Below are 23,646 nucleotides of genomic sequence, written 5' to 3' on the forward strand. Positions count from 1 at the left end.
TCGCTCCCCTGCTAGTCTCAACGCATGAATCTCCTGGACTGGGACCTCGGCAATGTGTCGCACGGGATCACCTGGGGCGGCGTCGATGAAGCGGGGCGGGGGGCCTGGGCCGGACCGGTGGTGGCGGCCTGCGCGGTCCTGGACCACCGTACCATCCAGAAATGGCGGCATGTGCTGGAGGATGTGCGGGACAGCAAACAGCTCAAGCCGGCGCGCCGGGACGCCCTGGCTTCCGAGCTGAAGTCCCTGTTGCCCGCCTATGCCGTGACGGAAGTCGACAACCTTGGAATCGACCGGGAAAACATCCTGGAAGCCACGTTCATGGCCATGCGCGGGGCGGTTTCCCAGGTGGCGGTGAAGCCGAGGATCCTGTTCGTGGATGGCAACCAGGCACCGAAAACCGGGCTTCCGGAACGGCTCCTGGTGGACGGCGACGCCACCAGCTGCGCGGTGGCCTGCGCCAGCATCCTGGCCAAGGCCCACCGCGATGAAATCATGCGGGGCATGGATGACCATTACGAAGGCTACGGCTTCGGCCGGCACAAGGGATACGGCACGGCCAAGCACCGCGAAGCCCTAAGGGCATTCGGGCCCTGCGCCATCCATCGGATCAGCTTCGCCCCGGTGATTTCCGCCCAGGTGCCGAGCGAAGCGGTCCGGGACGAGCTGCGGCAGAATCTGGAAAAGTGCGACTCGGTGGTGGAACTGCACTGCTGGGTGGATGTGCATTTGCGGCCCGCCTACGGGAAACTGAAACTGGTCTGGGTTGAGACCCTGAGGCGCCGCTACGCGTCCCTGCTGGCCCGCCTGGTGGCTGGGGAAGCGGGGCTCGCATGAACCCCACGCGAGTGGTGCTGGGCCTGTTGCGGCGCGACGGGCGGTGGTTCCTCCAGCGGCGGGATCCGGGAAACCCGGTGTTGCCCGGATGTTGGGAGTTTCCCGGCGGGAAGGCCGGGATGGGGGAATCGGTTGAAGCCGCCCTGCGCCGGGAATTGCTCGAAGAATTGGGCTGGGAGCCGGCCTCATTCACTCCCATGGAAGGATTCCAGGCTGCGGAACACCGCTACCCCGGCCGCATCGTGAAGCTCCACCCTTTCTTCTGCGAGGGGGAGGCGAGGATCCGGACGGCCCTTTCGTGGGGCTGGTTCACCCTGGATGAGATGCGGGACCTGCGGATCCCAGAAGCCAACCGGTCGTTGTTGGAACACCTGTGCCCATGAGGCGGAGTCTCGCCTCTTCGATCCGCGCCGTAGCATCCATGGGCGGCGTGTGGTTTCTCCTCCAGGCGCTGCCTCGATGGTTGCCGGAGGATCCCGCCCGCATCGCCGCCGGGGAATGGGCCAGCGAATCCGAAGTGGCCGCCCTGCGCCACGCGCTGCACCTGGATCTGCCCCTGCACCAGGTTCTGGCCAATTCCCTGGATGAACTGGTCCACGGATCCTTGGGGATGAGCCTGCGCTTCCACCGCCCCGTTTCGGAATTGCTCCGCAGCGGGCTCTCCGTCAGCCTCCGGCTGGCCTTCTTCAGCCTCCTGCTATCCGGCCTGCTGGCCTGGCTGATGGCGGGGAATTCAGGACGCGCCAAGTGGGTCCGCGCGGCGGCGGTGGCTTCCCCGGTCTACGTCGCCGGTCCGCTGCTGCTCTGGGCCGTGGCCCAGCATGTGCGATGGATTCCCGTGGCGGGGATCCAGGGCTGGGCGACCTGGATCCTGCCTTGCCTCGCCCTGGCGATTCCGCTGGCCGGCCATCAAGCGCGCATTCTCGCGGCCCGCCTCGGATCCTTGCGCGGCAGCTTCGGCCTGCGCACATGGGAGGCCGCGGGGATTCCGGAATCCACCCAGTGGCTGAGATGGCTGGTTCCAGCGGTGGCCGGCCCTTGGATGACCGTGGTGGGGCTCCAGTTGGGAGGGCTTCTGGGCGGCGCGGTGCTCACGGAAACGATTTTCTCGCTTCCCGGCCTCGGCCTGCAATTGGTGGGCGCCCTGTCGGCGCGGGATCTGCCGATGCTGCAAGGCACCGTGTTGTTGGGCGCTGCGTGCTACGTGGCGACCCAGCTGGCGGTGGAGTGGGTCCAGGGGTTCCTGGACCCGAGGTCGCGATGAACAAGGCGCGGTATTCGGCTGCCGCGGTGTTGCTGCTCGGATTCGCGTTCGGCGGCAACGGCGAGGTGGACCTCTTCCATCGTCTGGAGGGGCCCGGCCCGGCGCATTTCCTGGGCACCGACGAATTGGGGCGCGACCTGTTCCTCCGTTGGTGGCTGGGCGGCGCGCGCGCCTTGGCGCTGGGCCTCGGCCTGACCGCGCTCCACCTGTTCTGCGGCACCTCGGCGGCGCTGCTGGCCCATCCTTCGCCGTTGCTCCGCCGGGCCTTGCTGGCCGTGTCGGACACCCTGGCCTCCATACCCTCCTTGCTCCTCTGCCTCTTCCTGCTGGCCTTTCTGAGGCCGGGCTTTGGGGCCCTGGTGCTGGCCCTGGCGGTGGGCGGCTGGATTCCCTACGCGCGGCTTTCCCTTTCCCAACTGGACGCGCTCAAATCGGATCCGAGCCTCCAGCAAGCCAGGTTGTTGGGGGCCGGGCGGCTCCATCTCTGGAGGAGCCATCTGCTGCCGCGGCTCTGGCCCGTGCTTTCGGCCCAGGCCGCCGTGGGGATCGGGGCAGTGGCGCTCGCGGAAGGCGGCCTCAGCTTTCTTGGGCTGGGACTTCCGCCGGAGCAGGCCTCCTGGGGTTCCATGCTGGCTGCGGGCCGGGCCTTCCTGCTGGTGAGTCCATGGCAGGTGATCTGGCCTTCGCTCGGCCTGCTGACCCTGCTGCTGGCCACGGAGGCCATGCGATCCCAAGGAGGCGATGTCCGCGAGAAGACGGGTTGAATGGATATCGGCCTCGCAGGGCTGAAATCCGACGGGTGGGAAACAAGTTTGATAGTCTATGCACACCAAGCATACGGAGTTCATGTGCGCCGATCATTGATAGGGACATTGCTGCTAGCTGCGGGGGTCGGCCTGTTCGGACCCTGGGCCCAGGCCCAGACCAAACCCACGGGGCCGGGAACCGCGCCCAAGCCAGGACCCCAGACCGAGGTGACCGTCGATGCGCGCCAGGGGAAACTCGGCGTGGGCGTTCCCAATCCAACGCTCGCGGCCGGGATCGACGGCGAGGCCGTTGCATCCAATTTCACCGATGTCCTGCGCCGCGATCTGGAGGACGCAGGCCCGTTCGCGTTGTTGAAGGACAAAGTCCCGGCGGCTGTGGATGCTTCCACGGTCAAGCCCTGGCTCGACGCGGGCGCCGAGTGGGTGCTCGCCATGAAGATCACCAAGAACGGCGATATCGTGACGGTGGCGCTGCAGGTGCTCGATGTGAAGGCCACCGCGCAGGGAGAAGGCAAACAGCTCCGCTACGCCTTCAGCAAGAACTACACGGGCAATGTCTCGCTGCTGCGCCGCATCGCCCACACCTTGGCGGATGACCTGGTGGACCGGCTCACGGGCGATCGCGGCATCGCCAACACCAGGATCGTGTTCGTGCGGCAGATGGCGCCTGGCATCAAAGAGCTCTTCCAGGTGGACCGGGACGGCGCGAATCCCATCGAGCTGACCCGTTACGGGAGCCTGACCCTGTCGCCCACCGTGGCGCCGGACGGACGGCTGGCCTATGTCACCTACAAAGGCGGGTCGCCGGAGATCTGGGGCCAGAAGAAGCCCGGCGGCGCCCATGAACGGCTCTATCCGAATTCAGCCTCGGGCGCCCAGGGAAGTTGCTACGCTCCGGTCTGGTCCCCCGACGGGAAGCGGTTGGCCTTCACCCAAAGCGACAGGCGCGGCAACAGCGACATCGTGGTGTTGGACGTGCAGACCGGCCGGGTCCGCAAACTGACCGACGGCGGCTTCATCAACACCGAGCCCAGCTGGAACCCTGCCGGCACCCAGATCGCCTTCACCTCGGACCGCGAAGGAGGTCCCCAGGTCTACCTGATGGAAGAAGACGGCTCCAACGTCCGCCGCCTCACGGTGGAAGGCAGTTATAACGCCAGTCCCGCCTGGAGCCCGAACGGCGCCATGATCGCCTATGTCTCCCGCTTCGAAGGCAAATTCGATCTGTTCGTCTTCAAGCTCGGCGAAGGCAAGGCCTACCAGGTCACCACAGGCGTGGCTTCGAGCGAATCTCCCGCCTGGTCTCCCGATGAGCGCCGCCTAGTTTTTTCCAGCAACCGGGGTGGTAGCATGCAGATCTGGACCACGGACCTTTCGGGCAATTCCGTCAAGCGCCTGACCGGGTTCTCCCAATGCCAAAGCGCCAAATGGACAAGGAGCCGATAGATTTCTCTCGCCCTGCCAGAGCGACTTGTTAAGCTAAGTCGGAAATTCCCAGGGCCCTCATGGAGGTAGTTGTCATGCGATCGGTTCGAACTCTTCTTGTCCTTGGCGCATCGCTGGGGCTGGTCACGGTGTTGGGCTGCAAGAAGCCCGAGCCCACTCCTGAACCGCCTCCCTCCACCGTGGTCAAACCCGAACCGCCGCCGGCGGAAGTGAAGACGGCTCCGGTGGACACCACTAAACCCGTGGATATGAGCGCCGCGAAATACGCGGAGTTCCAGAAAGCCGCGAGCGCAGCGCTGAAGGACATCAACTTCGATTTCGACCGCTCGGATATCAGGGACGCGGACAAGCCTAAACTCCAGACCATCGCATCCTTCATGAAGGCTTTCGGGTCGGCCCGCATCACGATCGAGGGCCACTGCGACGAGCGGGGCACCGTGGAGTACAACCTGGCCCTGGGCGAGCGCCGGGCCTTTGCCGCCCAGAACTACCTTTCGGGCCTCGGCGTGAACCGCGAACGCGTGGGCACCATCAGCTACGGCAAGGAAAAACCCAAGGTCGTGGGCTCCAACGAGGAAAGCTACTTCGTCAACCGCCGCGACGAGTTCAAGCTCCAGAACTAAGCCCTCTTCAAATCCGGAAAGCCACGGGGGGCGTCTTCATGTCCCCCGATTTTTTTTCAAGATGGAGGTCCCATGAATCAGCGCAACCTGGCGCTTGCAGCTATCTTCGGAGGCGTGGCCTTTTTCACGGGGTGCGAATCCGAGGAGCGGCTCAAAGCCGTGGAGAGGGAAACCGGCGAATTGAAGGTGGAGGTCTTCAAGCTCCGGCAGCAGCAGGAAGAAAGCATCCGCAAGGCCGATGGCGACCGCAAGGACGCCGGGGAGTGGCGGGCCGAGGACCGGCAGTTCCGCGCGGATCTGCAGGAAACGCTGCGCCAGCTTTCGGATGCGACCAAGGTCATCAACAACCGCATGGGCAACATCAGCCGCACCGCCGCCGCGGCGCCCGCAGCGGCCGCAAGCGCACCGCCGACCAGCACCCCCGATGATGAAAAAGCCTTCGGCAGCGCGGTACTGGACTACAACCGCGGGAACTATGCCATCTCAGCCGAAGGGCTGGATCTCTTCCTGCGCACCTATCCCAACAGCGTGCGGAAGCCCGATGCGCTCTTCTTCCTGGGCATGGCCTACTACAACCAGAAAAACTACGAGAAGTCCCAGGGCGCCTTCGACCGCATCCTGCGGGACCACCCCAGCTCCAGCCAATTCCTCCCGGCCAAGCTCAAACGCGGCCAATGCCTGCTCAAGCAGGGCTTGAAGCCGGCGGCACTCCGGGTCTTCAAAGAACTGGTCGATGGGTTCCCCGGAACGCCTGAGGCCCGCACCGCCCAACAGGAAATGACTGATCTTGGATACTGAATCCAGGCCGGGCATCGAGCGCTGGCGCGTCCCCGTCCGCATCGATTTCGCGGGGGGCACGCTGGATCTCTGGCCCATCTACGCATTGATGGGCGGCGGCTGCACGGTCAACGCGGCCATCGATCTATGGATCGGGTTGGAGGCCTCCTTCGGCGGCAGCGCCCACACTGTCGAAAGCGAGGATCTGGGGCTTTCATTCCATGGGAAGGACTGGCCGCAAGCCGCGCCGCCCGGCCTCTCCTGGGTGTGGCGCGTGCTCCAGGCCTCGCCCCGGAGGCCTCATTATTTGAACATCAAGAGCCCGGTTCCGCGTGGTTCCGGGCTGGGCGTCTCAAGCTGCCTCGGTGTCGGCTTGCTGGGCCTTTCCATGGGCCTCGAAGCGGGCGAGGAACTTGCGGCCCAGGTGCCTCTGCTGAGGGACCTGGAGGCCCAGGAACTGCAGTCTCCCGCGGGGTGGCAGGATTACTATCCAGCGGCCCTGGGCGGTTGCCTGGCGATGCACTGGGGGCCTCAACCCCGTTGGGAAACGCTCGCGCCCCACCCGGAATTGCTGGAGGACCTGCTGATCTTCTACACCGGCCAGCCGCACCATTCCGGCGCCACCAACTGGGAAGCCTACAAGCGCTTCATCGATGGGGACGCCGCTACGCGCGCAGCCCTGAAGGACATTGCCGCGATCGCAGATGCAATGGTCCTGGCGATCGGGAAGGATCCGGCCGAGGTGGGTGGATTGCTGGAGCGCGAAGGCGCGGCGAGGGTACGGCTTTCCCCTTTCGTGGAGACCGAAGCCATGCGCTCCGTGCGGGACCGCGGCCGGCGTGAAGGCTGGTACTCGGGCATGAAACCCTGCGGAGCCGGTGGCGGCGGTTGCTGCATCCTGGTGGTCAAAAAGGGCGGCCGCGAAGCGGCCCAGGCGGCGCTGGAGGCCATGGCGCTGCCCGTGCTGAAGGCGGAGATCACCCAGCGCGGGTTGCATCGCCTTTGATCCTGGCGAGCAGGCTTGCGGCCGCGGGGCCTTGAACCGGCGTGGTTCCAGTGCCCTTGATAAGACTGCGGAGGCGCTGGTCCCGCTTGCCGAGCGCGATCTGATCCAATTCATTTCCGGTCAGCCACCGGCAGTCATCGGGTCCTTCAAACGCATGCGCCAATCTCAAATGCACAGGGTTCACCATCTCCCGCCGGTGGGTGTAGACCTGGGTCCAGCCCGGCCAGACCTGCATTTCGGTGGATGCATAAGCAAGCAGGGGATCGGCCGCCAGTCCTGATTCCGTCATGCCTGCGGCCTCCACCGTCGGCCATTTCCAAAGTCCAGCCAACATGCCTTGATGGGATGGTTGCCTCAGCAGCCATCGTCCCTCGGCTTCCACCGCCACCAGCCAAATTTCCGATTCTTTGGGTTTCAGGCGTTGAACCACCGGCGGAATCCGGTCCGTGGCATCCGCCTGATGCGCCCGGCAACGGGCAGCCATGGGGCATTTCCCGCACTTGGGAACGGGGGCGCAGATCGTGGCGCCCAGCTCCATGAGGCTCTGGGTGATGCGCGAGGCGCCATGCTTTTCGAGGGCTGGCCGCAGCCAGGAACGCAGATCCTTCGCATGGGGTTTCGGATCCCCTTCGAGCCCCAGGATCCGCGCCGCTACGCGGAAGGCATTGCCATCCAGGGCGGGCTCCGGCCATCCGAAGGCGATGGAAGCCACCGCTGCCGCGGTGTAGGGCCCCAGGCCCGGGAGCTCCATCAGGCCCTGGAAATCCGACGGCCAGCCCCCTGCCTCGATCAGCTTCGCCGAGGCCTGCAGATGCCTCGCGCGGCGGTAGTATCCGAGGCCTTCCCAGAGTTTGTGGATATCGTCTTCGCGCGCTTCGCTCAGGGCTTTGGCATCGGGAAAATTCGCCATCCATCGCTTGAAATACGGGATGACGGTCGCCACCTGGGTCTGTTGCAGCATCAACTCCGAAACCAGCACCGCGTACGGATCTGGATGGGGCCGATCCAGGTCGCCGTCACGCCAGGGCAGATCCCGGCGCTCGGTTTCAAACCATGGGCCCAGTGGCGCCAGCAGGGCGGGGGAGTCAGGCCAATGCATGTGGTCCGAGGGTAGGGGAATGGAGCGGAAACCCGAAGCGCAATTCCGCCGGCAATGGAAAAGAGCGCCCGGCGGGCGCTCTTTTGATTGGTGCCCGCGAGCAGACTCGAACTGCTACGGCTTTTGGCCACCACCACCTCAAGATGGCGTGTCTACCAGTTTCACCACGCGGGCATGAGTGAATGTCCAGGATGCCATCCAAGGGGGACTTGAGTCAATGACGGCCTACTTCTTGGCGGCGCCGGCGGGCGCAGCGGGGGGCGTTCCCGCGGGCGCGGCTCCGGCTGGCGCGGCGGGAACCGGGGCCGCGGGACTCGGCGCGGCAGCGGCCGGCTTGGGCTCCGGCAGCTTGTCCAGCACCGAGCGGTTCTCCTTGACCACTCGGTATTCGATCAGCAGCGAAGTGGCGAGGAGGCAGGCGGCAATGTAATAGGTGATCTTGGCGAGGACCGGCGCGGCGCCCTGGGCGCCGAAGGCCGTGTTGGCGCCGCCGCCGCCGAAGGATGAGCCAAGGCCGCCTCCCTTGGCGCCGGGCTGGAGCAGAATGACCGCCACCAGCACCACGCTGAGGACGATGTGAAGAGTGAGAAGGAAGCTGTTCATGAAAACCCCGAACCTTAGATTCTACCGCGGGATGGGCCATGGCCCAAGGCCGAATCAGAAGGCGAACCCCGAAGCCGGTCCGGCTTTTCGCAGCACGGCGTGGATGTCCATGGATTGATGCGCGAGCTGGATGAAATCCGAGGGCAGCAGGGCCTGCGGGCCGTCGCTCAAGGCTTTCTCCGGGTGGCAGTGGGTTTCCACCAGCAGGCCATCGGCGCCGACGGCCACCGCGGCCCGCGCGCAGGGAATGACCAGATCCCTCCGGCCCGTGGCGTGGCTCGGATCCACCATCACCGGTAGATGGGTCAGCGCTTTCGCGGCGGGCACCACGCTCACATCCAGCGTGTTGCGCGCGTGGTCGCTCCAGGTGCGGATGCCCCGCTCGCACAGGACCACGTTGCGGTTTCCCTCGGAGAGCACGTATTCCGCGGCATAAAGCCACTCCTCCAGCGTCGCCGATGGGCCTCGCTTCAAGAGGATGGGTTTTTCACTTCTTCCCGCCCGCTTGAGCAAAGCGAAGTTCTGCATGTTCCGGGCCCCGATCTGGATGAGGTCCGCGGTCGCCTCCACCGCATCGAAAGTCTCGATTTCAGTTGCTTCGGTGACGATGCCCAGATCGAATTCCGCCCTGGCTTCCTCCAACAAGCGCAATCCTTCCAGGCCCAGGCCCTGGAAGCTGTAGGGGCTCGTCCGCGGCTTGAAGGCTCCGGCCCGGAGCAGTTTGACGCCGGCTTCGGCCACATAGCGCGCCGTGGCAAAGAGTTGTTCGCGGCTTTCCACGCCGCAGGGTCCGGCCACCAGGGCCAGGTCCGGACCGCCAATCTTCACGCCTCTCGCCTCCACCACGGTGCGGCCCGGCGCGGAGTCGCTGGAGGCCAGCTTGAAAGGGGACGTGATGGGCACGACCTTCCGGACGCCTTCCATGGTCTCGAGGCGATCAGGCTTGAACGCCTTGGACGCGTGGGGCGCCAGGACGTGCTGCGCTTCGGCGCCGTCCTGGACCACCGCCCGCACACCGGCGCTTTCCAGCGTTCCAAGCACCGCCCGCACCTGTTCAGCGGTGGCGCCAGGTTCCATCAGAATCAGCATTCAACCCCCAGGTACCATCGTACTCATGGGAACCGCAGAAGTGGCACGGCTCTTGACAACGCATTCATGGAATACCCGTTGCACCCGTCCGTCCCAACCCACATCTTTGACGTAGGAGCGCGATATGAAACGAGAATTTCTTCTCCTTGCTGCCAGCCTGGCCTTCCTGGCTTGCACCCGGCCGGAAGTGGAAGCCTTCAGGTTGAAACCGACGCCCGTCACCGTGAAGATGAGCATCCCGAGTGAAATTCCGCAGGGCGAGGATGTTCGCAAAGAATACTCGGCGGCTTTGCAAGCCAAGCTGGCCACGCGCATCATGGTGGTTCCCGAGGGCGTCCAAGGCCCCGCGGATACTGCGGTGCTCGATGTTTCCATCACCGATGTGAAGCGCTACCGGAGCGGAGCCAATCCTGTGGCGGTGGGCGTCGCCACTGGCGTCGCGGTGGGGATCCTGGGCGCCGCCGCGGGCAACCGCTCCAGCGCCTTCGACGGATTCTGGTGGGGCCTCTTCGCCGCCCACCATGCGGTCCATGCCAGGCGCGCCGAGCTGGACCGGCTTGGGTACAGGCCCTTGGATGTGAGCGCGGTCGTCCGGCTCCGGCAGGCCGGCGGCGAAACCGGGAGAAACGAGCCTTTGGCGGAGTTCGACGTGGGCGGCGACGAGGTGATCGATGCTATGGATCCCCTGTCCCGGCGCGAAGCCGAGGATGTCGGCCGCATCCGCGAAGAAGAGGCCAGGGCTTTCGCCAGGGTCGTTGTGGGCAAACTGCAGGACCGCTTCGGGTGGAGCGCCCATGGCTCGCCGATGTTTTATCGGGCCCCAGGCCCAAAAAATGCGGAAGAAAAAACAGAGCCGGAGGCCACCCCCAAGGAACCGATGCCGACCGGATCAGCTCCGGCCCCGAACTGAGGCGCACATGGAAGCTGGCGTCATCCGATGTGAAGCCTGCGGCGGGCCCGTGGCCCTGGACGAGATCCGCTGCCGCAGTTGCGGGTCCCAGGTGGCCACCGTAGCCTGCCCCAAGTGCATGGGCATGGTCTCGGTCCATGCGCGCCACTGCGGCCATTGCGGCGCGGCCATCGTGCCCGCCGCGGCCAGGAATGAGATCCCATCGGACCTCGCCTGTCCCTCCTGCAAGTCCGTGATGCTCACCAAGACCCGCCTGGGCGATGTGGAAGTAGACCAGTGCTCTCATTGCGGGGGGGTCTGGCTGCGCCAGGACCTGTTCGACCAGGTGAGCGCCGAGAAGGAAGTCCGGGGCCGGGCCCTGGGCGTCCTGCCCATCGCCAGCGGCCCCAAAACCATTGGAACAGGGCCTGTCCGCTACCGCCCCTGCCCGGTTTGCAAGCGCATGATGAACCGCTACAACTACGCGCGGATCTCGGGCGTCATCATCGACGGCTGCAAGAACGACGGCCTCTGGTTCGACAAGGATGAACTCCGCCGGGTGCTGGAATTCATCCAGGGAGGGGGGCTCGACAAGAGCCATGAGCGCGAAGCGGCGCGGGTCGAGGAAGAGGCGCGCACCAAGGCCCAGATGGCCCGCCTGGATCTGGGAATGCACCCTTCCAGCTATGGGGAATTTTCAACCGGTGCCGGCGCCCGGAGGGAAGACAGCCTGTTTTCGGACCTGCTGGACGGTTTTCTGGGCCGCTTCATAATCTAGGCCGCGACGTAGCGGCCGGATCAGCTTTGCGCGATCTTCACCAATTGGGCGAAGGCCGTAGGATCCAGGCTCGCGCCGCCCACCAGGGCGCCGGAGACCTCCGGCACCGTGAGGATCTGCTCGAAATTATTGGGGGTCACGCTGCCGCCGTACAGGATGGGCACGGAGGCGCCGGGTTCTCCCAGGATGACCCGCAGTTCCTCCCGGATGAACGCGTGGGCTTCGCGGACCTGGCGGCCATCCGCGATGCGGCCGGTGCCGATGGCCCAGACGGGCTCGTAGGCCACCCAGATCGGACCGCTGGAAACGCCTTTGAGTACCGAGAGCTGGGACTGGAGCACGCTGTAGGTCTGCTCCCGCTCGCGCTCTGCCATGGTCTCGCCGATGCAGAGCAGGGGCAGAAGCTTGCATTCCTGGGCGGCGCGGACTTTTTTAGCCAGGGCTTCGTTCGTCTCGCCGAACATCTGGCGCCGTTCGCTGTGCCCTAGGATGACGCCGCTGCAGGCCGCATCGCGGATCTGGGCCATGGACATTTCGCCGGTGAAAGCGCCCTTGGGCTCGAAATGCCCGTTCTGCGCGAAGGTGGTGATGCCGCGCTCCCGCAGCTGCGAATGGATGGTCCACAGCAGCACGGTGGGCGGCGCGATGGCCACCCGCACATCCTCCACGGGCGTGTAGTTCTTTGCGAACTCTGTGCAGAAGTTGGAAGCGTCCGCATAGAGGAGGTTCATCTTCCAATTCGCCACGACACAACGCACGGCCGCTCCAGGTTGATGGAAAGAGTCTAGCGCGCCAGCGCAACCACGCCGGGCAATTCCAATCCGCTCAGGAATTCCAGGCTGGCGCCGCCGCCGGTGGAGACATGGCTCATGCGGGCGATGACCCCCGCCTTGGCGGCCGCGGCCACGCTGTCGCCACCGCCCACCAGCACGAAGGCGCCACCATCGGCCGCATCCGCCATCTCCTCGGCGATGGTCAGAGTGCCGCTGGCAAAGGGCTCCAGCTCGAAAACCCCCAAGGGGCCGTTCCATAGAATCGTTTTCGCGGCGCGGATCTCCTGGACGTAGGCGGACACGGTTTCCGGCCCGATGTCCAGCCCCATCCGCCCCTCGGGGATGTCCGCATCATTGGTGAGCGCGCATTCGGCGTCCTCCGCCAGGCGGTCGGCCACCAGGTGGTCCAGGGGCAGCAGCAGGCGGGTGCCCTTGGCCTTGGCCTCCTGGATGAGCCCCTTGGCCATTTCCACCTTGTCGTCCTCGCAGAGGCTCGTGCCGATGGGGATTCCTTCGGCCTTCAACAGCGTGTAGCTCATGGCCCCGCCAATGAGGATGGCGTCGGCCTTGCCCAGGAAATGATGGATGAGCTCGATCTTGTCCGATACCTTGGCTCCGCCCATGACCGCGACCAGAGGCTTTTCCGGGTTGTGCAGGATGCGGCCCAGCGCGGCGAGTTCCTTCTCCATGAGGAAGCCCGCGGCGACGCGGTCTTTCGGGAAATCCGCCACCATGCCGCTCACGGAGGCGTGGGCCCGGTGCGCGGCGCCGAAGGCATCGTTGACATAGGCATCCGCCAGCTTCGCCAGGGCCGCAGCGAATTCCGCTTTGTTTTTCGTCTCACCCTTGTCGAACCGGAGGTTCTCCAGGAGCAGGACCTGGCCGGGTTGAAGGGCCCGGGCTTCGGTTTCCACAGCCTCGCCCACAACGCCGGATGCGAGCCGCACATCGAATCCCTGCTCCTTGAGCCAAGCCGCCACCGGCGCAAGGCTAAAGGCCGCTTCAAAGCCTTCACCCTTGGGCCGGCCCAGGTGTGAAGCCAGCACCACCGACGCGCCCTGGTCCAGCAGGCGCTTCAAGGTCGGAAGGGTCTCACGGATGCGGGTGGGATCCGTGATCGCGCCATCTTTCAAGGGGACATTCAGGTCCGCGCGGAGGAACACGCGCAGGCCCTTTGCATCGAGATCCTTCAAGGTTCGGAAACTCATGGGGACTCCTGGAAGAAAAATTATCCGACAAGCAGCAAGCGGGCATCGGGGGCTATTCCCCCTTTGACCGCTCGAAGAAGGCCAGCCATCGCGGAGAATCCGGCCGGAACCCATTTCCGGAGTAGTCTCCGCATTCCGCGCGCAGCTTGAGCCCCGCTTCCACGGCCAGCCCGGCCAATTCCGCGGGCTCGTAGACGCGGACCGATTCCACCACTTCGCGGGTGGCGCCGGAATCGAGGTATTCGATGCTCATGCGCTTGACGATGCGCTTGCCCTCGATGGTCCGGCGGTTGTGGACGCGCCTGCCCGAATGCTCCTCCACGTCTTCGAGCACGAGGTTTTCCCGCAGGTGGGCCGCGTTCAGGTAATCCATGAGCGCCACGCCGCCTGGCCGGAGCAGGGCCGCCAGATTGTGCAGCAGGGCGCGGTTGTTCGAGTCGCTGAAATAACCGAAAGGGGTGAACCAGAGGCAGATTCCGGCCAGGGAATTCGCCCGGAGGGGCAGGTGGCGCATGTCCCCGCGGAGCAGATGCCCCCGCAAGTGCGTGGGCGCGGCGCGCAGGAGGCTCGGGGAGAGGTCCAGGCCGAAGGCTTCCGGATTGCTCCTGCGCAACCAGTCCAAGTGCCGGCCCGCGCCGCAGGCCAGGTCCAGCACCGGCCCCGAGGCCAGTTCTGGCGCCATCCGCAGGCCGGTTTCCACGGCCAATTCCGCCTCGGCCTCGTCGCGGTTCGCGTAGAGCGCCAGATAATCCTCGTCGAACCAGTCTTTGAACCAATCTTCCATTCCAACAGCCTAACGCTGTGGGGCATGAGCCATGAGCTATGAGCTATGAGCCATGAGCCATGAGCCATGAGCTTTGAGCCAAGAGGCTGAAGCCCACGGCCCGCGGGGCAGGGGTCATCCCCGTTACACTGGGCAACCACCTGAGGACCGATCCATGAACCGCCCCGAACGCCTTGAAGACCAGATCCAGTTCCTGCTGTCCACCATCGTCTTGAGAGAGCTGCGGGATCCGGAGCTGGGTTTTGTCACCATCACCGCAGTGCGCCTGACTCCGGACCGCAGCCAGGCGCGGGTCTACTTCACGGCCCTCCCCACGGAGGGAGGATCCGATGAGGCCCAGACCGCCCTGAGCAGGAAAGCCCTGGGGCGCGCCGCCGGATTCCTGCGCACCCATCTGGCCAAGGTATTGGACATGAAGCGGGTGCCGGAGCTGAAATTCTTCCCCGATGCCTCCCTCGCCGAAGGCAACCGCATGGAGAGCCTCCTCGCGGAACTGGAAAAGGAGCGGGCCGCGCGGCCCGTCGAACCCGAGGCCCCAGAGACGCCGGAAGCCTGATGGAGTCTGGGGTCTGTCTGGTCCACAAAGAAACCGGGGGCACGAGCTTTGATGTGGTGCGCGCGTTCTCGCGGGAAGCCCGGGAAGAAGGCCTGAAGAAATACCCCTTGGGCCATGGCGGCACGCTGGATCCCTTCGCCAGCGGCCTGCTGCTGATCCTCGCGGGCCAGGCCACGCGGCTCATGGAACTGATGCACCCGCTGCCCAAGACCTATGTCGCGGTACTCGCCTGGGGCGCCGAAACGGACACCTGCGACCATCTGGGCCGGCCAATGGCCGAAGGCGATGCCTCAGCTCTCTCTCCGGCCATGCTGGATGCTGCCCTGGCGGCGTTCCTGGGCTGGCGGGACCAGGTTCCGCCCGCGACGAGCGCGAAAAAGATCGACGGCGAAGCAGCCTATCGGAAAGCCCATCGCGGCGAGGAAGTCCTCCTTCCACCCTCGCGGGTCTACCTTCACGAGGCCAGGTGGCTGGACCACGATCTGCCGAAGCGCAGCCGCCTGGAACTCACCTGCCGGGGCGGCTACTACGTGCGGGCCCTGGCCCGGGACTTGGGCCGCCAACTCGGCTGCGGCGCCCATCTTGCCGGACTGGATCGGAGCGCCATCGGACCCTGGAGCGACCCCGCGCCCGGCGCGCGCGAATGGGTTCGCGGCGAAGCCCTGGTGCCGTGGTGCCGCTCCCGCTGGCTCACCGGCGACGAGGCGGCTTCCCTGGGCCACGGACGAGCCATCCCTCTGGGGGAAATGGAGGAGCCCACCTGGAAGCTGCCCGCTGGTTTTCCCGATCCAGTGGCTCCCATCCGCGCGCTCCATGAAGGCAGGCTGGTGGCGCTGCTCCGGGAGCAGGAAGGCGGGCTCCGGACCTTCGCGAATCTGCGCGGGGGGCTGTGAGGGCTACGACGCCTGCTGGCCCTGCCCCTGGGCGGCCTTGATGGCGGCTTCGAGGTCGAGGATGGGTTCCGGGCGGCCGTAGACGAACCCCTGGACCCAGGGCACGTCCGCGTCCATGACGGAGATCAGCTCTTCGTACAGCTCGACTCCCTCGGCGATGAAGCCCACCCGCATGTGCTCGGCAAAGTGGGCCAGGGCGTTCAACAGGGCCGCCTGATAGGGTCGGCGGTGGACCTGCTCCACGAGGCTCCGGTCGGCCTTGATGAAATCCGGCGCGAGCCTGGCCATGTGGGTCAGGGAGGCCACGCCTGCTCCGAGGTCGTCCACGGCGATTTTCAACCCATGATCGCGCAGGCGTTTGGCATACACCTGGAGCTCATCCAGGCGGTGCAGCGAATGGCTCTCGGTGAATTCCACCACCACCTGGCCCGGGTTCACTTCTAGGCCGCCTACCCAACGCGGCAGATGGCTCCAGAATTCCGGATGGGCCAGGGTGCTGGGTTCAAGGTTGATGAAATGCATCCGGTCCACGGGGACGGTCCCTGATAGCAGCTTGAAGGCCGCATCGAGGCAGACCATGTCCAGGCGGACCTTGTCTTCGTAGGGGACGGCGTCATCCGCGAAGATGGTCCCCACGGTGAGCATCTCGCCGCTTTCATCCTTGTAGCGGAAAAGCATCTCCTGAGCCATGATCCGCGCGCTGCGGACGCTGTAGATCGGGTGCGCATAAGGCACCAGGGGCCGCTGGAAGCTGAGGAGGCTGTGGAGGATGTCCGTGGTCAATCTGGCTCCGGGACCCCATGGTGACACTTCGCCGCGGGGTGGAGCAAAGCTTATACCTCAAGGGAGCGGATGCCCACAATTGAGGTTGTTAAGTGTTGTGAAGCGCGGGCGGAGGGTTCCCTGGGCTAGGCTGGAATGGGAGGAACCATGGCCAGGACGATCGTGTTGGGAGCTGGGAAATCCGGGTTGGCCGCCGCCCGCTTCCTGGCTTCCCGGGGCATCGAGGCCGTGGTCACGGACAGCAAAGCTCAGCCTTCGCCTGCCCAGATCGAAGCGCTGCTGCAGGGCCAGATCCCGGCGGTCTGGGGCGGCCATCCCCTCTCCCTGCTCGACGGCTGCGCCGAGGTGGTCCTGAGCCCGGGCATCAGCCCAGGGGTTCCATTCGCGGTGGAGGCCCTCCGGCGCGGCATTCCCGTCATCGGCGAGATCGAGCTGGCGCACCGCGCCCTGCGCGCAAGATCGGATGGCTCCCGCATTCTGGCCATCACGGGCACCAACGGGAAAAGCACCACCACGGACCTGCTCGCGCACCTCCTGGGGAGCAGCGGGCTCAAGGCCGTCGCCTGTGGAAACCTGGGAAAGCCCTTCCTGCAGGCCGTGGTGGAAAACGGTCCCGGCACGATCTACGCATTGGAGCTTTCCAGCTACCAACTGGAGACCATCCAGGATTTCCACGCGGAGGGCGCGGCCTTCCTGAATCTCACACCGGACCACCTGGCGCGCCATGGGACCCTGGAATCCTATCGCCGGACCAAACTGCGCATCTTCCAACGGCAGGCCGAGATGGATCTGCGCGTGGTGCCGGCCTCCCATCCGGAGTGGTGGTCGGACGCGCCTGGAACGGCTGCCACCGCGATGTTCGGATGGGAGGCGCCGGCTGGGCCGGGTGCCTTCTGCGGGTCCGATGGCTGGCTCCGCGCCAAGGATATCGATGGCTCCATCACTGACATCCTGCACCGCTCGGAGCTGAAGATTCCCGGCGGCCACAACGTTGAGAATGCGCTCGTGGCCCTGCTGCTGGCCTGGCATGGAGGCGCGCCCATGGAGTCGATCCGCGGCGGGCTGCGCACTTATCCCGGCCTGGCGCACCGCATCGCTTTCTGTGGGGAAAGGAACGGCATCCGCGCCTACAACGATTCCAAGGGCACCAACGTGGATGCCACGGCCATCGCCGTCCGGGCCCTCCCGGGGCCGCTGGTGCTGCTGCTGGGCGGTACGGACAAAGGCAGCGGCTATCTGCCGCTGCGGGAAGAACTGCAAGGGAAACTGCGCAAGCTCGTCTTCCTGGGGGAGGCCGTCCCGCAACTGGAGCGGGACCTGGGCGATCTGCCCCACGACGTGGTCCCCGCCTTCGATGAGGCCGTGCGCCACGCGCTAGGCCTTGCGAGGAGCGGCGATCAGGTGCTGCTGAGCCCGGCCTGCGCCAGTTTCGACCAGTTCAACAACTTCGAAGAGCGGGGCGAGCGGTTCGAGGCGCTGGTGAGGGAATGGGTCGAACCCTAGTCATGACCCGAAGTGCTTCACCGCCGCATCGATCATCTCCGCCAGCCTGCGGTCCTTATCGGTCACGCCGCCGGCATCGTGGGTCGTGAGCTTGATGCGCACATAGCCCCAGCCGAACTCGATGTCCGGGTGGTGGTTCATGGCTTCGGCGGGCGTCACCACCGCGCTCACGAAATTGAAGGAGGTCAGGAAATCAGGTGTCTTGATGTCGGCGTGCAGGGCCCCGTCGCGTTCGATCCATTGCATGGCTGGCTCCAATCCTCAAAGTATGTCCACGTTTCCAGGCTCCAACAGTTCTTGGATCTCTTCCGTCAGCAGCCAATCGTCCGCTGCTTCGGGCAGCCAGGCCTGGAGGCTGGCCGCGTCCAGTTTTCCGCTTTCCCGCATGGCTCGCACCGCCTCATAGATGGCGGCGGACCGCGGGCTCAGGGCTTCGGCTTTCCGGGCGCGGGCTTCGGCCTCGGCATCGCCCTCGGCGAAGGCATTCTGCTCGCCGAACCACCGGTCCCATTCGCCGGGGTCTGCGGGACCCCCGGCTACGGAGGGTAGGCCTTCGCTGATGAAAAGCAGGGCCCAGGAAGGCAAATCCAATGGCTCGCCATTCTGCTGGGCCCGCAGATTGATGGCCTCATGATCACTCACCATGAATCCGGAAATAACAAGCCCTGACAGTAATTTAAGTTCAAAAGCTCCATGACTTGGCAGCTCGGCTTGGCCGAAGGCCAGCAGGGCTTCGCCCGACCAGGGCTTTCGAATCGCATGACCTTCCCGGGACAAAAGGATGGGTCCTTCCAGGCGGGCGACGGAAGCGCGCAGACCGTTGGAGGAGCCGGGACCATTCGCCACTTCCACCACTTTGCCGCTCAGTTCCAGGCCATCAGAGAGCACCAGGTGGTTGACAGTCCGGGCCCGGAGAGCCTCGTTGAGACCGAAATCCCCGCCCCGCTTCCAGGCCATGGTGGATTCGAAGGCTTCCAGCACCTCGAAGAGATGGTCAAAGTCCCGAGCCACGAAAAGCTGCGGCTGCATGGTGGTGATGTCGTATTCGGTCTCGGCGCAAAGCAGGCTCAGGGGCAGCTTTTCCACTTCCCCGGACAGACAGCGCTCAGCCTCGCCGATGGAGGAGAGCAGGCCTGCTCCGTAGATCTTCGGGCGCTCCAGATCTCCCACCAGTCCGTATTCCGCGGTCCACCAGTAGAGGCGCGAAGCTTTGGTGTTTTCGCTGACGTAGCGGCGGCTGGCGCCGGCGGCCCGCAGGCGCTCCTCGGACAGCCGGATGTCCGACCCGGTGGCCGCGGGGTCCTCCTTCACCACGCTCAGATTGCGGATGGCCTCGAAAACCGCCTGGTCCTCCACGGAGGCGATCGCCTTGAAGCCCGCGACGCCGCTGCGCTTCAGGTATTCGGCGTAACGCGCATCCGCGAGGATCGGCGCATGGCCGGCGCTTTCATGCACGATGTCCGGGGCGGGGGTGTAGTCCACGTGTTCAAAGGTGCGGATGTCCGCGGCGATAGCCAGCACCCCCAGGCTCTGGAGTTCCGTGAAGACCGCCGGGGGGATGAAGCCCCGGACGGACACGGCGCTCCAGCCCAGCCCGGACAGTCTTTCATTCATCTCATCAAGGCTCGGAATGCGTTCCAGGCCGATGCCTGTGGCTTCCAGGCCCCTCAGGTAGCTCTCGACGGCCTTGTCCTTCAAATGTCCCGTCAGCCGGCCCAGGATGTGGCGCCAAACCGCATGGTCCCGAGGCGTATAGGCTTCGCAGTCCTGGGAAACGACGAATCGCTGGAGGTGCTTGGGCAGGGCTTGGATGGCTCGTTCGGTCGGCGTCATGGAGGCTCCAGTTATCAATATGGCGCCTGGGATTGCTGACGGAAATTCAATAAAGATCGATCTTATTGTCGGTTTAACGACTAACTGTGGAACCGGGCCAAGCGGGCCTTCAGGAAACCCAGGCAGGCCAAGGCCTCAGCGCGCGCGCCGCCGGCGGGCTCCAGGGCCACGACCTCCACGAATTGCGGCGTGGGTTCCAGGAGCCTCCAGACGCGCAGATCCGCCGGGAAGGGGGCCAGGGGCCTCAGGTCCGGCGTGATGGCGCCCGCCTTGTAGGCTCGCAGGGCGGGGTAGAGCTGGAGGAAACTCTCCACCCGGGCCACTTCGCGAACGGCGATGCCGGCTTCGGCGAAGCGCTGGCTGTTGGCGCCGCCGTAGGGATCGTCCCGCAGCCAATCCACGAAAGGCTGGTCCGCCAGATCCGCCACTTTCAGGTACTGGCGGGTGTCGTGTTTTTTTGCGGTGGGCGAACCCGGCGCTGCCAGGACGACAAAAGGCAGTCTGGCCAGCACCTGGCTTTCCACGCCTCGGTGCGGGGGCAGGGGCGTGAATCCAAGCGCCAGATCCAATTGCCGGGACTGCACCTGCCGCACCAGATCGAAAGCGCCGCCGTAGCTTGTCTCCAGTTTGATGTCGCGCTTGGCCATCTCCACCGTGATGCCGTCCAGCAGGGCCGTCGAGAGCGTGGGATTCAAGCCCAGCCTCAGGTTGGGTTCCAGACTCGCGAAATCCTGAAGCCGCTTGAGGTCCAATTGATGGAGGGGGCCCTGGGCCGCAGCATAGAGGCGCTCGCCCCGGGGCGTGAGCCTGAGCCGTTTTCCAGGCCCCCTGTCAAGCAGTGGCTCGCCCGCGGCCACGGAATCTTCAAGGGCCCGCAGGTGCTCGCTCACCACACTTCGTGCCACGCCGAGATGCTGGGCCGCGCCTTCCAGCGTCCCCGTCTCCACGGTGATGACGAAGGATTCCAGCCAAGTCAGGTGGCGCTGCAGTTTGCGGAGGGCCATGAGCGGATTATGCGGTGAATCGGCCTCGGGCAAGTAGCTTGAATGCGCGGACCGCTGGAACGCCCACGTTCCTGATGGGTTCTAGATCAGTCAGGGAAGTTGCGCCTTTCACGGATCTTCAGGATGCCACCCTGTCCAGCCAGGATGAAATGTAGTCGGCGACTTCTTCCCAATCCTTCTGGCCGATGGTTAAGTGCGTGCGGGCCGCGGATGCTAGGGACTCCGGGACGACATGGGTTTCATCGGCTGTCCGCTGTTCCGCCAGCGTTTTTGATGAGACTCAGTCCTTGCTGGAATCCTCGGACTTTCCGGCTTCATCCGGGCCGGAGAATCTGGCGGCCTTCAGATGGAATTCGTCCCGCCACACGGCCCGCGGTTGGCCGGGCAGCGGTTCGGCGGCCTTGATTTGAATGCGGCGGAGGCGGCGGATCGCCAGGAGCGCGAGCAGCAACAAGGGCTCTGGGTATTCCGTGAGCAGACGCAACGGAGTCAGCAGGAACTGGTCGGGCCGGGCGCCTCCGGCAAAGTAGTTGTCCAGGATCCAGACTTCTTCGCCGGCCTCGATCTTCAGGCACTCCTCTTTGGTGAGGACGAGGTTGCGCTGGCGGCCGCCGCGCCTAGCCTGCGCTTTGCCCGTGATGCGGCCCTGTTCATCGCGCTCCACGAGCAGAATCTCCACCTTGGAGATGCCCGGTGTCTGCCAGCTCCCGAAAGGCGCAAAGAACACGAGCATGCCCTGCACGAGCACCACGAAGGCGATGCCGGCCACCAGGATCCAGAGCCCCGTGATCGCGGCCCATCGCCAGTTGCCAGGGGAGATCTTCATGGGATGAGTATCGCAGCAGGTGAGTGCCGCGTCCTCAGGCCGTGTAGCCGCCGTCGATCAAAAGTTCACTTCCCGTCATCGTCGCGGCCGCATCCGAGGCCAGGAAATGGATGGCTGCGGCGATTTCCTCTGGCGTTGCGAAACGTCCCAAGGGTTGGGCGGCTTCCAGGCCGGCCCAGGCGGCCGCTTCGCCCTGGGCCGCGACGAGTTCCTGGAAGAAGGGCATGGACGTCCACATGGGTGTGCGGACGCCTGCGGGCACCACGAGGTTGATGCGGATGCCATCCTTGGCGGCAGCGCATTCCAGAGCGGCGGATTTCGCAAGCATATTCAGCCCCGCCTTGCTCGCCGCGTAGGCGCTGGCGCCAGGAGTGGCTTTGAGACCCGAAGCTGAGGACACCAGGACAATGCTTCCGCTATTGCGGCCCCGCATCGCGCGGATCCCGTGTTTCACTGCAAGGAAAGCGCCTTCCAGGTTCACCGCCATAATGTTGCGCCATTCGTCAATGGACATTTCATCCACGGGTTTGGCGAAAGAGATCCCCGCACAGGCCACCAACACGTCCAGGCGGCCGAAGGCTTTCATGGTTTCGGCCAGTGCGGCTTCCCACTGGACTTCATCGCTCACCTCCAGCTGAACGGCCAGGGCTTGGCCACCCGAGTCCGTGATGCCGTCCGCGAGTTCCGCCACCGCGGGAAAATTCACATCCGCCGCCACGACAACGGCGTCGTCCGCCGAGAACCGCAAGGCCGCCGCATGTCCGATGCCCGAGCCCGCACCCGTGATGAAGACGATTTTTCCATCTGGGCGGGACCGCATCTGCCTTAACCCCAAACCCGTTTTCCACCCATCCAGGTCCCAACGATTTTTCCTTCGAGTTCCCAGCCTTTGAAGGGCGTGTTGTAGCTGCGGCTCTGGATGAAGGCGCGGTCGACTTTCACGGTGTCGTCCAGGTCGGTCAGCGTGAAGTCGGCGGGCGCGCCCACCTTCAGCGAGCCGAGGCCTTTTCGGTCCAGGTGAAAGAGTTTCGCGGGGCCCCAGGTGAGCAGGCTGACGGCCTTCTCCAGAGAGACGACATTTTTCCGCACCAGCAGTTGCAGCGTAAGCGGGAAGGCGGTTTCCAGGCCGATGACGCCGAAGGCCGCGATGGGCAGTTCCACTTCCTTGTCGTCCCAGCCGTGGGGGGCGTGGTCCGTGGCGATGGCGTCCACGGTGCCATCCGCAAGGGCCTCCAGGACCGCATCGAGATCCGCATCGGTGCGCAGGGGCGGATTCATCTTGTAGTCCGAATCGAACTTCATCAATTCCTTGTCGCTGAGGGCGAAGTGGTGGGGGGTCACCTCGCAGGTCACGTTCAGGCCCCGGGCCTTGGCTTCGCGGACCATGCGCAGGGAGCCCGCGGTGCTGAGGTGCGCCAGATGCAGATGGCCGCCCGTGTGCTCCGCCAGCACGAGGTCCCTGGCCACCATGGCTTCTTCCGCGGCGCTGGGAATGCCCAGGCAGCCCAGGGCGGCGCTGACGGCGCCCTGGTGCATGTAGCCTTCGCCCGCGAGGTGCTTGTCCTCTTCGTGGGCCACGATGGGGATGTCCAACCAGGCCGTGTATTCCAGCGCCCGGCGCATGATCTCGGCGTTCATGACCGGCAGGCCGTCATCGCTGAAGGCGACACAGCCAGTGGCCTTCAGCGTTCCGAAATCGCAAAGCTCCTCGCCCTCCATGCCCTTGGTGACGGCGCCCAGCGGAAAATAGCGGCAGAGGCCTGCGGCATTGGCCTTGGCGAGCATGAGTTCGGTGATGGCCACGGAGTCGTTGGCGGGCCGCGTATTGGCCATGGCGCAGACGCTGGTGAATCCTCCGGCCACGGCGGCCCGGGAGCCCGTTTCGATGGATTCCTTGCGCGTCTGGCCTGGCTCCCGGAAGTGCACGTGGAGATCGATGAAGCCAGGGGTGAGCAGCTTCCCGTCGGCATCCAGGATCTCCGCGGCAGAGGCCGCAAGCGGATCCCGCCCGGCGTCGGCGCCGATGGCCCGCACCACTCCCTCCACCACCAGCAGGGAGCCGAGGACATCCAACTTCTGGGCCGGGTCCAGGATTCGGGCGTTCTTGACGAGCAGGGACATCGGGCAACTCCGGGTTCCATCATGGTAGCGGAGGAGAAACCCATCCACGGATTCCACGGACTCTGGGCCGGAGGAATGAATTCCCTATACACAATCCGTTCCGGCCATGGTGCAATGGACCCAACTTCAATACCTTTTGGTCCGATATATCCAAACTCGACCAATCGCCACGTTCCCGCAGCGA

Annotated in this window: 26 protein-coding genes and 1 tRNA gene; 13 read left to right on the top strand and 14 right to left on the bottom strand. The window is 65.2% G+C overall.

The window, feature by feature from the left end; genetic code table 11:
• Positions 1–24 precede the first annotated feature (24 nt).
• The 8 genes from IPQ13_01480 to IPQ13_01515 all read left to right on the top strand — a co-directional run bounded on the left by IPQ13_01480 (position 25) and on the right by IPQ13_01515 (position 6,720).
• The gene (locus IPQ13_01480) at positions 25–837 is read left to right on the top strand and encodes a ribonuclease HII (GenBank protein ID MBL0209577.1); all 813 of its coding nucleotides are present in this window, start codon (positions 25–27) and stop codon (positions 835–837) included.
• On the top strand, positions 834–1,220 hold the full coding sequence (locus tag IPQ13_01485; protein MBL0209578.1) for an NUDIX domain-containing protein: 387 nt from the start codon (positions 834–836) through the stop codon (positions 1,218–1,220). The genes IPQ13_01480 and IPQ13_01485 overlap by 4 nt, the downstream gene beginning before the upstream one ends.
• Entirely contained in the window at positions 1,217–2,101 is an 885-nt protein-coding gene (locus IPQ13_01490; protein MBL0209579.1) for an ABC transporter permease, read from the top strand. The genes IPQ13_01485 and IPQ13_01490 overlap by 4 nt, the downstream gene beginning before the upstream one ends.
• The gene (locus IPQ13_01495) at positions 2,098–2,865 is read left to right on the top strand and encodes an ABC transporter permease subunit (GenBank protein ID MBL0209580.1); all 768 of its coding nucleotides are present in this window, start codon (positions 2,098–2,100) and stop codon (positions 2,863–2,865) included. Before IPQ13_01490 ends, IPQ13_01495 begins: the two co-directional genes overlap by 4 nt.
• 84 nt (positions 2,866–2,949) lie before the next feature.
• Entirely contained in the window at positions 2,950–4,314 is a 1,365-nt protein-coding gene (locus tag IPQ13_01500; GenBank protein MBL0209581.1) for a PD40 domain-containing protein, read from the top strand.
• A gap of 74 nt (positions 4,315–4,388) precedes the next feature.
• Positions 4,389–4,937 (top strand): OmpA family protein, encoded by a 549-nt coding sequence (locus IPQ13_01505; protein MBL0209582.1) that lies wholly within the window; start codon positions 4,389–4,391, stop codon positions 4,935–4,937.
• Positions 4,938–5,009: 72 nt separating this feature from the next.
• Positions 5,010–5,735: a tetratricopeptide repeat protein gene (locus tag IPQ13_01510; GenBank protein ID MBL0209583.1), complete on the top strand. Its 726-nt coding sequence runs from the start codon at positions 5,010–5,012 to the stop codon at positions 5,733–5,735.
• Complete coding sequence (locus tag IPQ13_01515; GenBank protein MBL0209584.1) at positions 5,725–6,720, top strand: hypothetical protein; 996 nt, start codon at positions 5,725–5,727, stop codon at positions 6,718–6,720. Before IPQ13_01510 ends, IPQ13_01515 begins: the two co-directional genes overlap by 11 nt.
• Here IPQ13_01515 and IPQ13_01520 read toward each other — a convergent pair.
• The 4 genes from IPQ13_01520 to aroF form a co-directional block, all read right to left on the bottom strand.
• Positions 6,692–7,819, bottom strand: a complete 1,128-nt coding sequence (locus tag IPQ13_01520; protein MBL0209585.1) for an A/G-specific adenine glycosylase — start codon at positions 7,817–7,819, stop codon at positions 6,692–6,694. The genes IPQ13_01515 and IPQ13_01520 overlap by 29 nt on opposite strands.
• An 88-nt stretch (positions 7,820–7,907) precedes the next feature.
• Positions 7,908–7,993, bottom strand: a tRNA-Leu gene (locus tag IPQ13_01525).
• A gap of 51 nt (positions 7,994–8,044) precedes the next feature.
• The gene (gene secG / locus IPQ13_01530; protein MBL0209586.1) at positions 8,045–8,422 is read right to left on the bottom strand and encodes a preprotein translocase subunit SecG; all 378 of its coding nucleotides are present in this window, start codon (positions 8,420–8,422) and stop codon (positions 8,045–8,047) included.
• 54 nt (positions 8,423–8,476) lie between these two features.
• Positions 8,477–9,511 (bottom strand): 3-deoxy-7-phosphoheptulonate synthase, encoded by a 1,035-nt coding sequence (aroF, locus tag IPQ13_01535; protein ID MBL0209587.1) that lies wholly within the window; start codon positions 9,509–9,511, stop codon positions 8,477–8,479.
• Between the two features lie 124 nt (positions 9,512–9,635).
• Here aroF and IPQ13_01540 point away from each other — a divergent pair, with 124 nt between their 5' ends.
• Both IPQ13_01540 and IPQ13_01545 read left to right on the top strand, forming a co-directional pair.
• Positions 9,636–10,421, top strand: coding sequence for a hypothetical protein (locus IPQ13_01540; protein ID MBL0209588.1), 786 nt, complete (start codon positions 9,636–9,638; stop codon positions 10,419–10,421).
• A 7-nt stretch (positions 10,422–10,428) separates the two neighbouring features.
• Entirely contained in the window at positions 10,429–11,178 is a 750-nt protein-coding gene (locus tag IPQ13_01545; GenBank protein ID MBL0209589.1) for a zf-TFIIB domain-containing protein, read from the top strand.
• Between the two features lie 20 nt (positions 11,179–11,198).
• Here the strand turns inward: IPQ13_01545 and IPQ13_01550 are convergent, their stop codons facing one another.
• From IPQ13_01550 to IPQ13_01560, 3 genes are read right to left on the bottom strand one after another with little or no spacing between them, the layout of a single operon-like run.
• Entirely contained in the window at positions 11,199–11,909 is a 711-nt protein-coding gene (locus IPQ13_01550; protein ID MBL0209590.1) for a triose-phosphate isomerase, read from the bottom strand.
• A 53-nt stretch (positions 11,910–11,962) separates the two neighbouring features.
• Positions 11,963–13,159 (bottom strand): phosphoglycerate kinase, encoded by a 1,197-nt coding sequence (locus IPQ13_01555; protein ID MBL0209591.1) that lies wholly within the window; start codon positions 13,157–13,159, stop codon positions 11,963–11,965.
• A 52-nt stretch (positions 13,160–13,211) separates the two neighbouring features.
• Positions 13,212–13,943 (bottom strand): class I SAM-dependent methyltransferase, encoded by a 732-nt coding sequence (locus IPQ13_01560; GenBank protein ID MBL0209592.1) that lies wholly within the window; start codon positions 13,941–13,943, stop codon positions 13,212–13,214.
• Positions 13,944–14,097: 154 nt separating this feature from the next.
• On the opposite strand from IPQ13_01560, the gene rbfA reads away from it, so the two are divergent.
• Together rbfA and truB are read left to right on the top strand one after the other, a co-directional pair.
• The gene (gene rbfA / locus IPQ13_01565) at positions 14,098–14,499 is read left to right on the top strand and encodes a 30S ribosome-binding factor RbfA (protein ID MBL0209593.1); all 402 of its coding nucleotides are present in this window, start codon (positions 14,098–14,100) and stop codon (positions 14,497–14,499) included.
• Positions 14,499–15,392: a tRNA pseudouridine(55) synthase TruB gene (gene truB, locus IPQ13_01570; GenBank protein ID MBL0209594.1), complete on the top strand. Its 894-nt coding sequence runs from the start codon at positions 14,499–14,501 to the stop codon at positions 15,390–15,392. The genes rbfA and truB overlap by 1 nt, the downstream gene beginning before the upstream one ends.
• 3 nt (positions 15,393–15,395) lie before the next feature.
• Here truB and IPQ13_01575 read toward each other — a convergent pair whose 3' ends face one another.
• Complete coding sequence (locus IPQ13_01575) at positions 15,396–16,175, bottom strand: EAL domain-containing protein (protein ID MBL0209595.1); 780 nt, start codon at positions 16,173–16,175, stop codon at positions 15,396–15,398.
• A 147-nt stretch (positions 16,176–16,322) separates the two neighbouring features.
• Here IPQ13_01575 and murD point away from each other — a divergent pair, with 147 nt between their 5' ends.
• On the top strand, positions 16,323–17,678 hold the full coding sequence (gene murD, locus IPQ13_01580) for a UDP-N-acetylmuramoyl-L-alanine--D-glutamate ligase (protein MBL0209596.1): 1,356 nt from the start codon (positions 16,323–16,325) through the stop codon (positions 17,676–17,678).
• On the opposite strand, the gene IPQ13_01585 is transcribed toward murD, so the two are convergent.
• The 6 genes from IPQ13_01585 to IPQ13_01610 all read right to left on the bottom strand — a co-directional run bounded on the left by IPQ13_01585 (position 17,679) and on the right by IPQ13_01610 (position 23,462).
• Positions 17,679–17,924, bottom strand: a complete 246-nt coding sequence (locus tag IPQ13_01585) for a 4a-hydroxytetrahydrobiopterin dehydratase (protein MBL0209597.1) — start codon at positions 17,922–17,924, stop codon at positions 17,679–17,681.
• A 15-nt stretch (positions 17,925–17,939) separates the two neighbouring features.
• Positions 17,940–19,511 (bottom strand): aromatic amino acid hydroxylase, encoded by a 1,572-nt coding sequence (locus IPQ13_01590; GenBank protein ID MBL0209598.1) that lies wholly within the window; start codon positions 19,509–19,511, stop codon positions 17,940–17,942.
• 80 nt (positions 19,512–19,591) lie between these two features.
• Positions 19,592–20,515: a LysR family transcriptional regulator gene (locus IPQ13_01595; protein ID MBL0209599.1), complete on the bottom strand. Its 924-nt coding sequence runs from the start codon at positions 20,513–20,515 to the stop codon at positions 19,592–19,594.
• A 280-nt stretch (positions 20,516–20,795) separates the two neighbouring features.
• Positions 20,796–21,341: a hypothetical protein gene (locus IPQ13_01600; protein ID MBL0209600.1), complete on the bottom strand. Its 546-nt coding sequence runs from the start codon at positions 21,339–21,341 to the stop codon at positions 20,796–20,798.
• Positions 21,342–21,375: 34 nt separating this feature from the next.
• Complete coding sequence (locus IPQ13_01605) at positions 21,376–22,161, bottom strand: SDR family oxidoreductase (protein MBL0209601.1); 786 nt, start codon at positions 22,159–22,161, stop codon at positions 21,376–21,378.
• Between the two features lie 5 nt (positions 22,162–22,166).
• On the bottom strand, positions 22,167–23,462 hold the full coding sequence (locus IPQ13_01610; protein MBL0209602.1) for a dihydroorotase: 1,296 nt from the start codon (positions 23,460–23,462) through the stop codon (positions 22,167–22,169).
• Positions 23,463–23,646 lie beyond the last annotated feature (184 nt).

It is taken from the genome of Holophagaceae bacterium, assembly GCA_016720465.1.
In the GTDB taxonomy this organism is placed as follows: domain Bacteria; phylum Acidobacteriota; class Holophagae; order Holophagales; family Holophagaceae; genus JANXPB01.

Coding starts and splice junctions, on each gene's coding strand:
- IPQ13_01480 (MBL0209577.1), top strand. CDS start 25: ATGAATCTCCTGGACTGGGACCTCGGCAATGTGTCGCACGGGATCACC.
- IPQ13_01485 (MBL0209578.1), top strand. CDS start 834: ATGAACCCCACGCGAGTGGTGCTGGGCCTGTTGCGGCGCGACGGGCGG.
- IPQ13_01490 (MBL0209579.1), top strand. CDS start 1,217: ATGAGGCGGAGTCTCGCCTCTTCGATCCGCGCCGTAGCATCCATGGGC.
- IPQ13_01495 (MBL0209580.1), top strand. CDS start 2,098: ATGAACAAGGCGCGGTATTCGGCTGCCGCGGTGTTGCTGCTCGGATTC.
- IPQ13_01505 (MBL0209582.1), top strand. CDS start 4,389: ATGCGATCGGTTCGAACTCTTCTTGTCCTTGGCGCATCGCTGGGGCTG.
- IPQ13_01510 (MBL0209583.1), top strand. CDS start 5,010: ATGAATCAGCGCAACCTGGCGCTTGCAGCTATCTTCGGAGGCGTGGCC.
- IPQ13_01520 (MBL0209585.1), bottom strand. CDS start 7,819: ATGCATTGGCCTGACTCCCCCGCCCTGCTGGCGCCACTGGGCCCATGG.
- secG (MBL0209586.1), bottom strand. CDS start 8,422: ATGAACAGCTTCCTTCTCACTCTTCACATCGTCCTCAGCGTGGTGCTG.
- aroF (MBL0209587.1), bottom strand. CDS start 9,511: ATGCTGATTCTGATGGAACCTGGCGCCACCGCTGAACAGGTGCGGGCG.
- IPQ13_01540 (MBL0209588.1), top strand. CDS start 9,636: ATGAAACGAGAATTTCTTCTCCTTGCTGCCAGCCTGGCCTTCCTGGCT.
- IPQ13_01545 (MBL0209589.1), top strand. CDS start 10,429: ATGGAAGCTGGCGTCATCCGATGTGAAGCCTGCGGCGGGCCCGTGGCC.
- IPQ13_01550 (MBL0209590.1), bottom strand. CDS start 11,909: ATGAACCTCCTCTATGCGGACGCTTCCAACTTCTGCACAGAGTTCGCA.
- IPQ13_01555 (MBL0209591.1), bottom strand. CDS start 13,159: ATGAGTTTCCGAACCTTGAAGGATCTCGATGCAAAGGGCCTGCGCGTG.
- IPQ13_01560 (MBL0209592.1), bottom strand. CDS start 13,943: ATGGAAGATTGGTTCAAAGACTGGTTCGACGAGGATTATCTGGCGCTC.
- rbfA (MBL0209593.1), top strand. CDS start 14,098: ATGAACCGCCCCGAACGCCTTGAAGACCAGATCCAGTTCCTGCTGTCC.
- truB (MBL0209594.1), top strand. CDS start 14,499: ATGGAGTCTGGGGTCTGTCTGGTCCACAAAGAAACCGGGGGCACGAGC.
- murD (MBL0209596.1), top strand. CDS start 16,323: ATGGCCAGGACGATCGTGTTGGGAGCTGGGAAATCCGGGTTGGCCGCC.
- IPQ13_01585 (MBL0209597.1), bottom strand. CDS start 17,924: ATGCAATGGATCGAACGCGACGGGGCCCTGCACGCCGACATCAAGACA.
- IPQ13_01590 (MBL0209598.1), bottom strand. CDS start 19,511: ATGACGCCGACCGAACGAGCCATCCAAGCCCTGCCCAAGCACCTCCAG.
- IPQ13_01595 (MBL0209599.1), bottom strand. CDS start 20,515: ATGGCCCTCCGCAAACTGCAGCGCCACCTGACTTGGCTGGAATCCTTC.
- IPQ13_01600 (MBL0209600.1), bottom strand. CDS start 21,341: ATGAAGATCTCCCCTGGCAACTGGCGATGGGCCGCGATCACGGGGCTC.
- IPQ13_01605 (MBL0209601.1), bottom strand. CDS start 22,161: ATGCGGTCCCGCCCAGATGGAAAAATCGTCTTCATCACGGGTGCGGGC.
- IPQ13_01610 (MBL0209602.1), bottom strand. CDS start 23,462: ATGTCCCTGCTCGTCAAGAACGCCCGAATCCTGGACCCGGCCCAGAAG.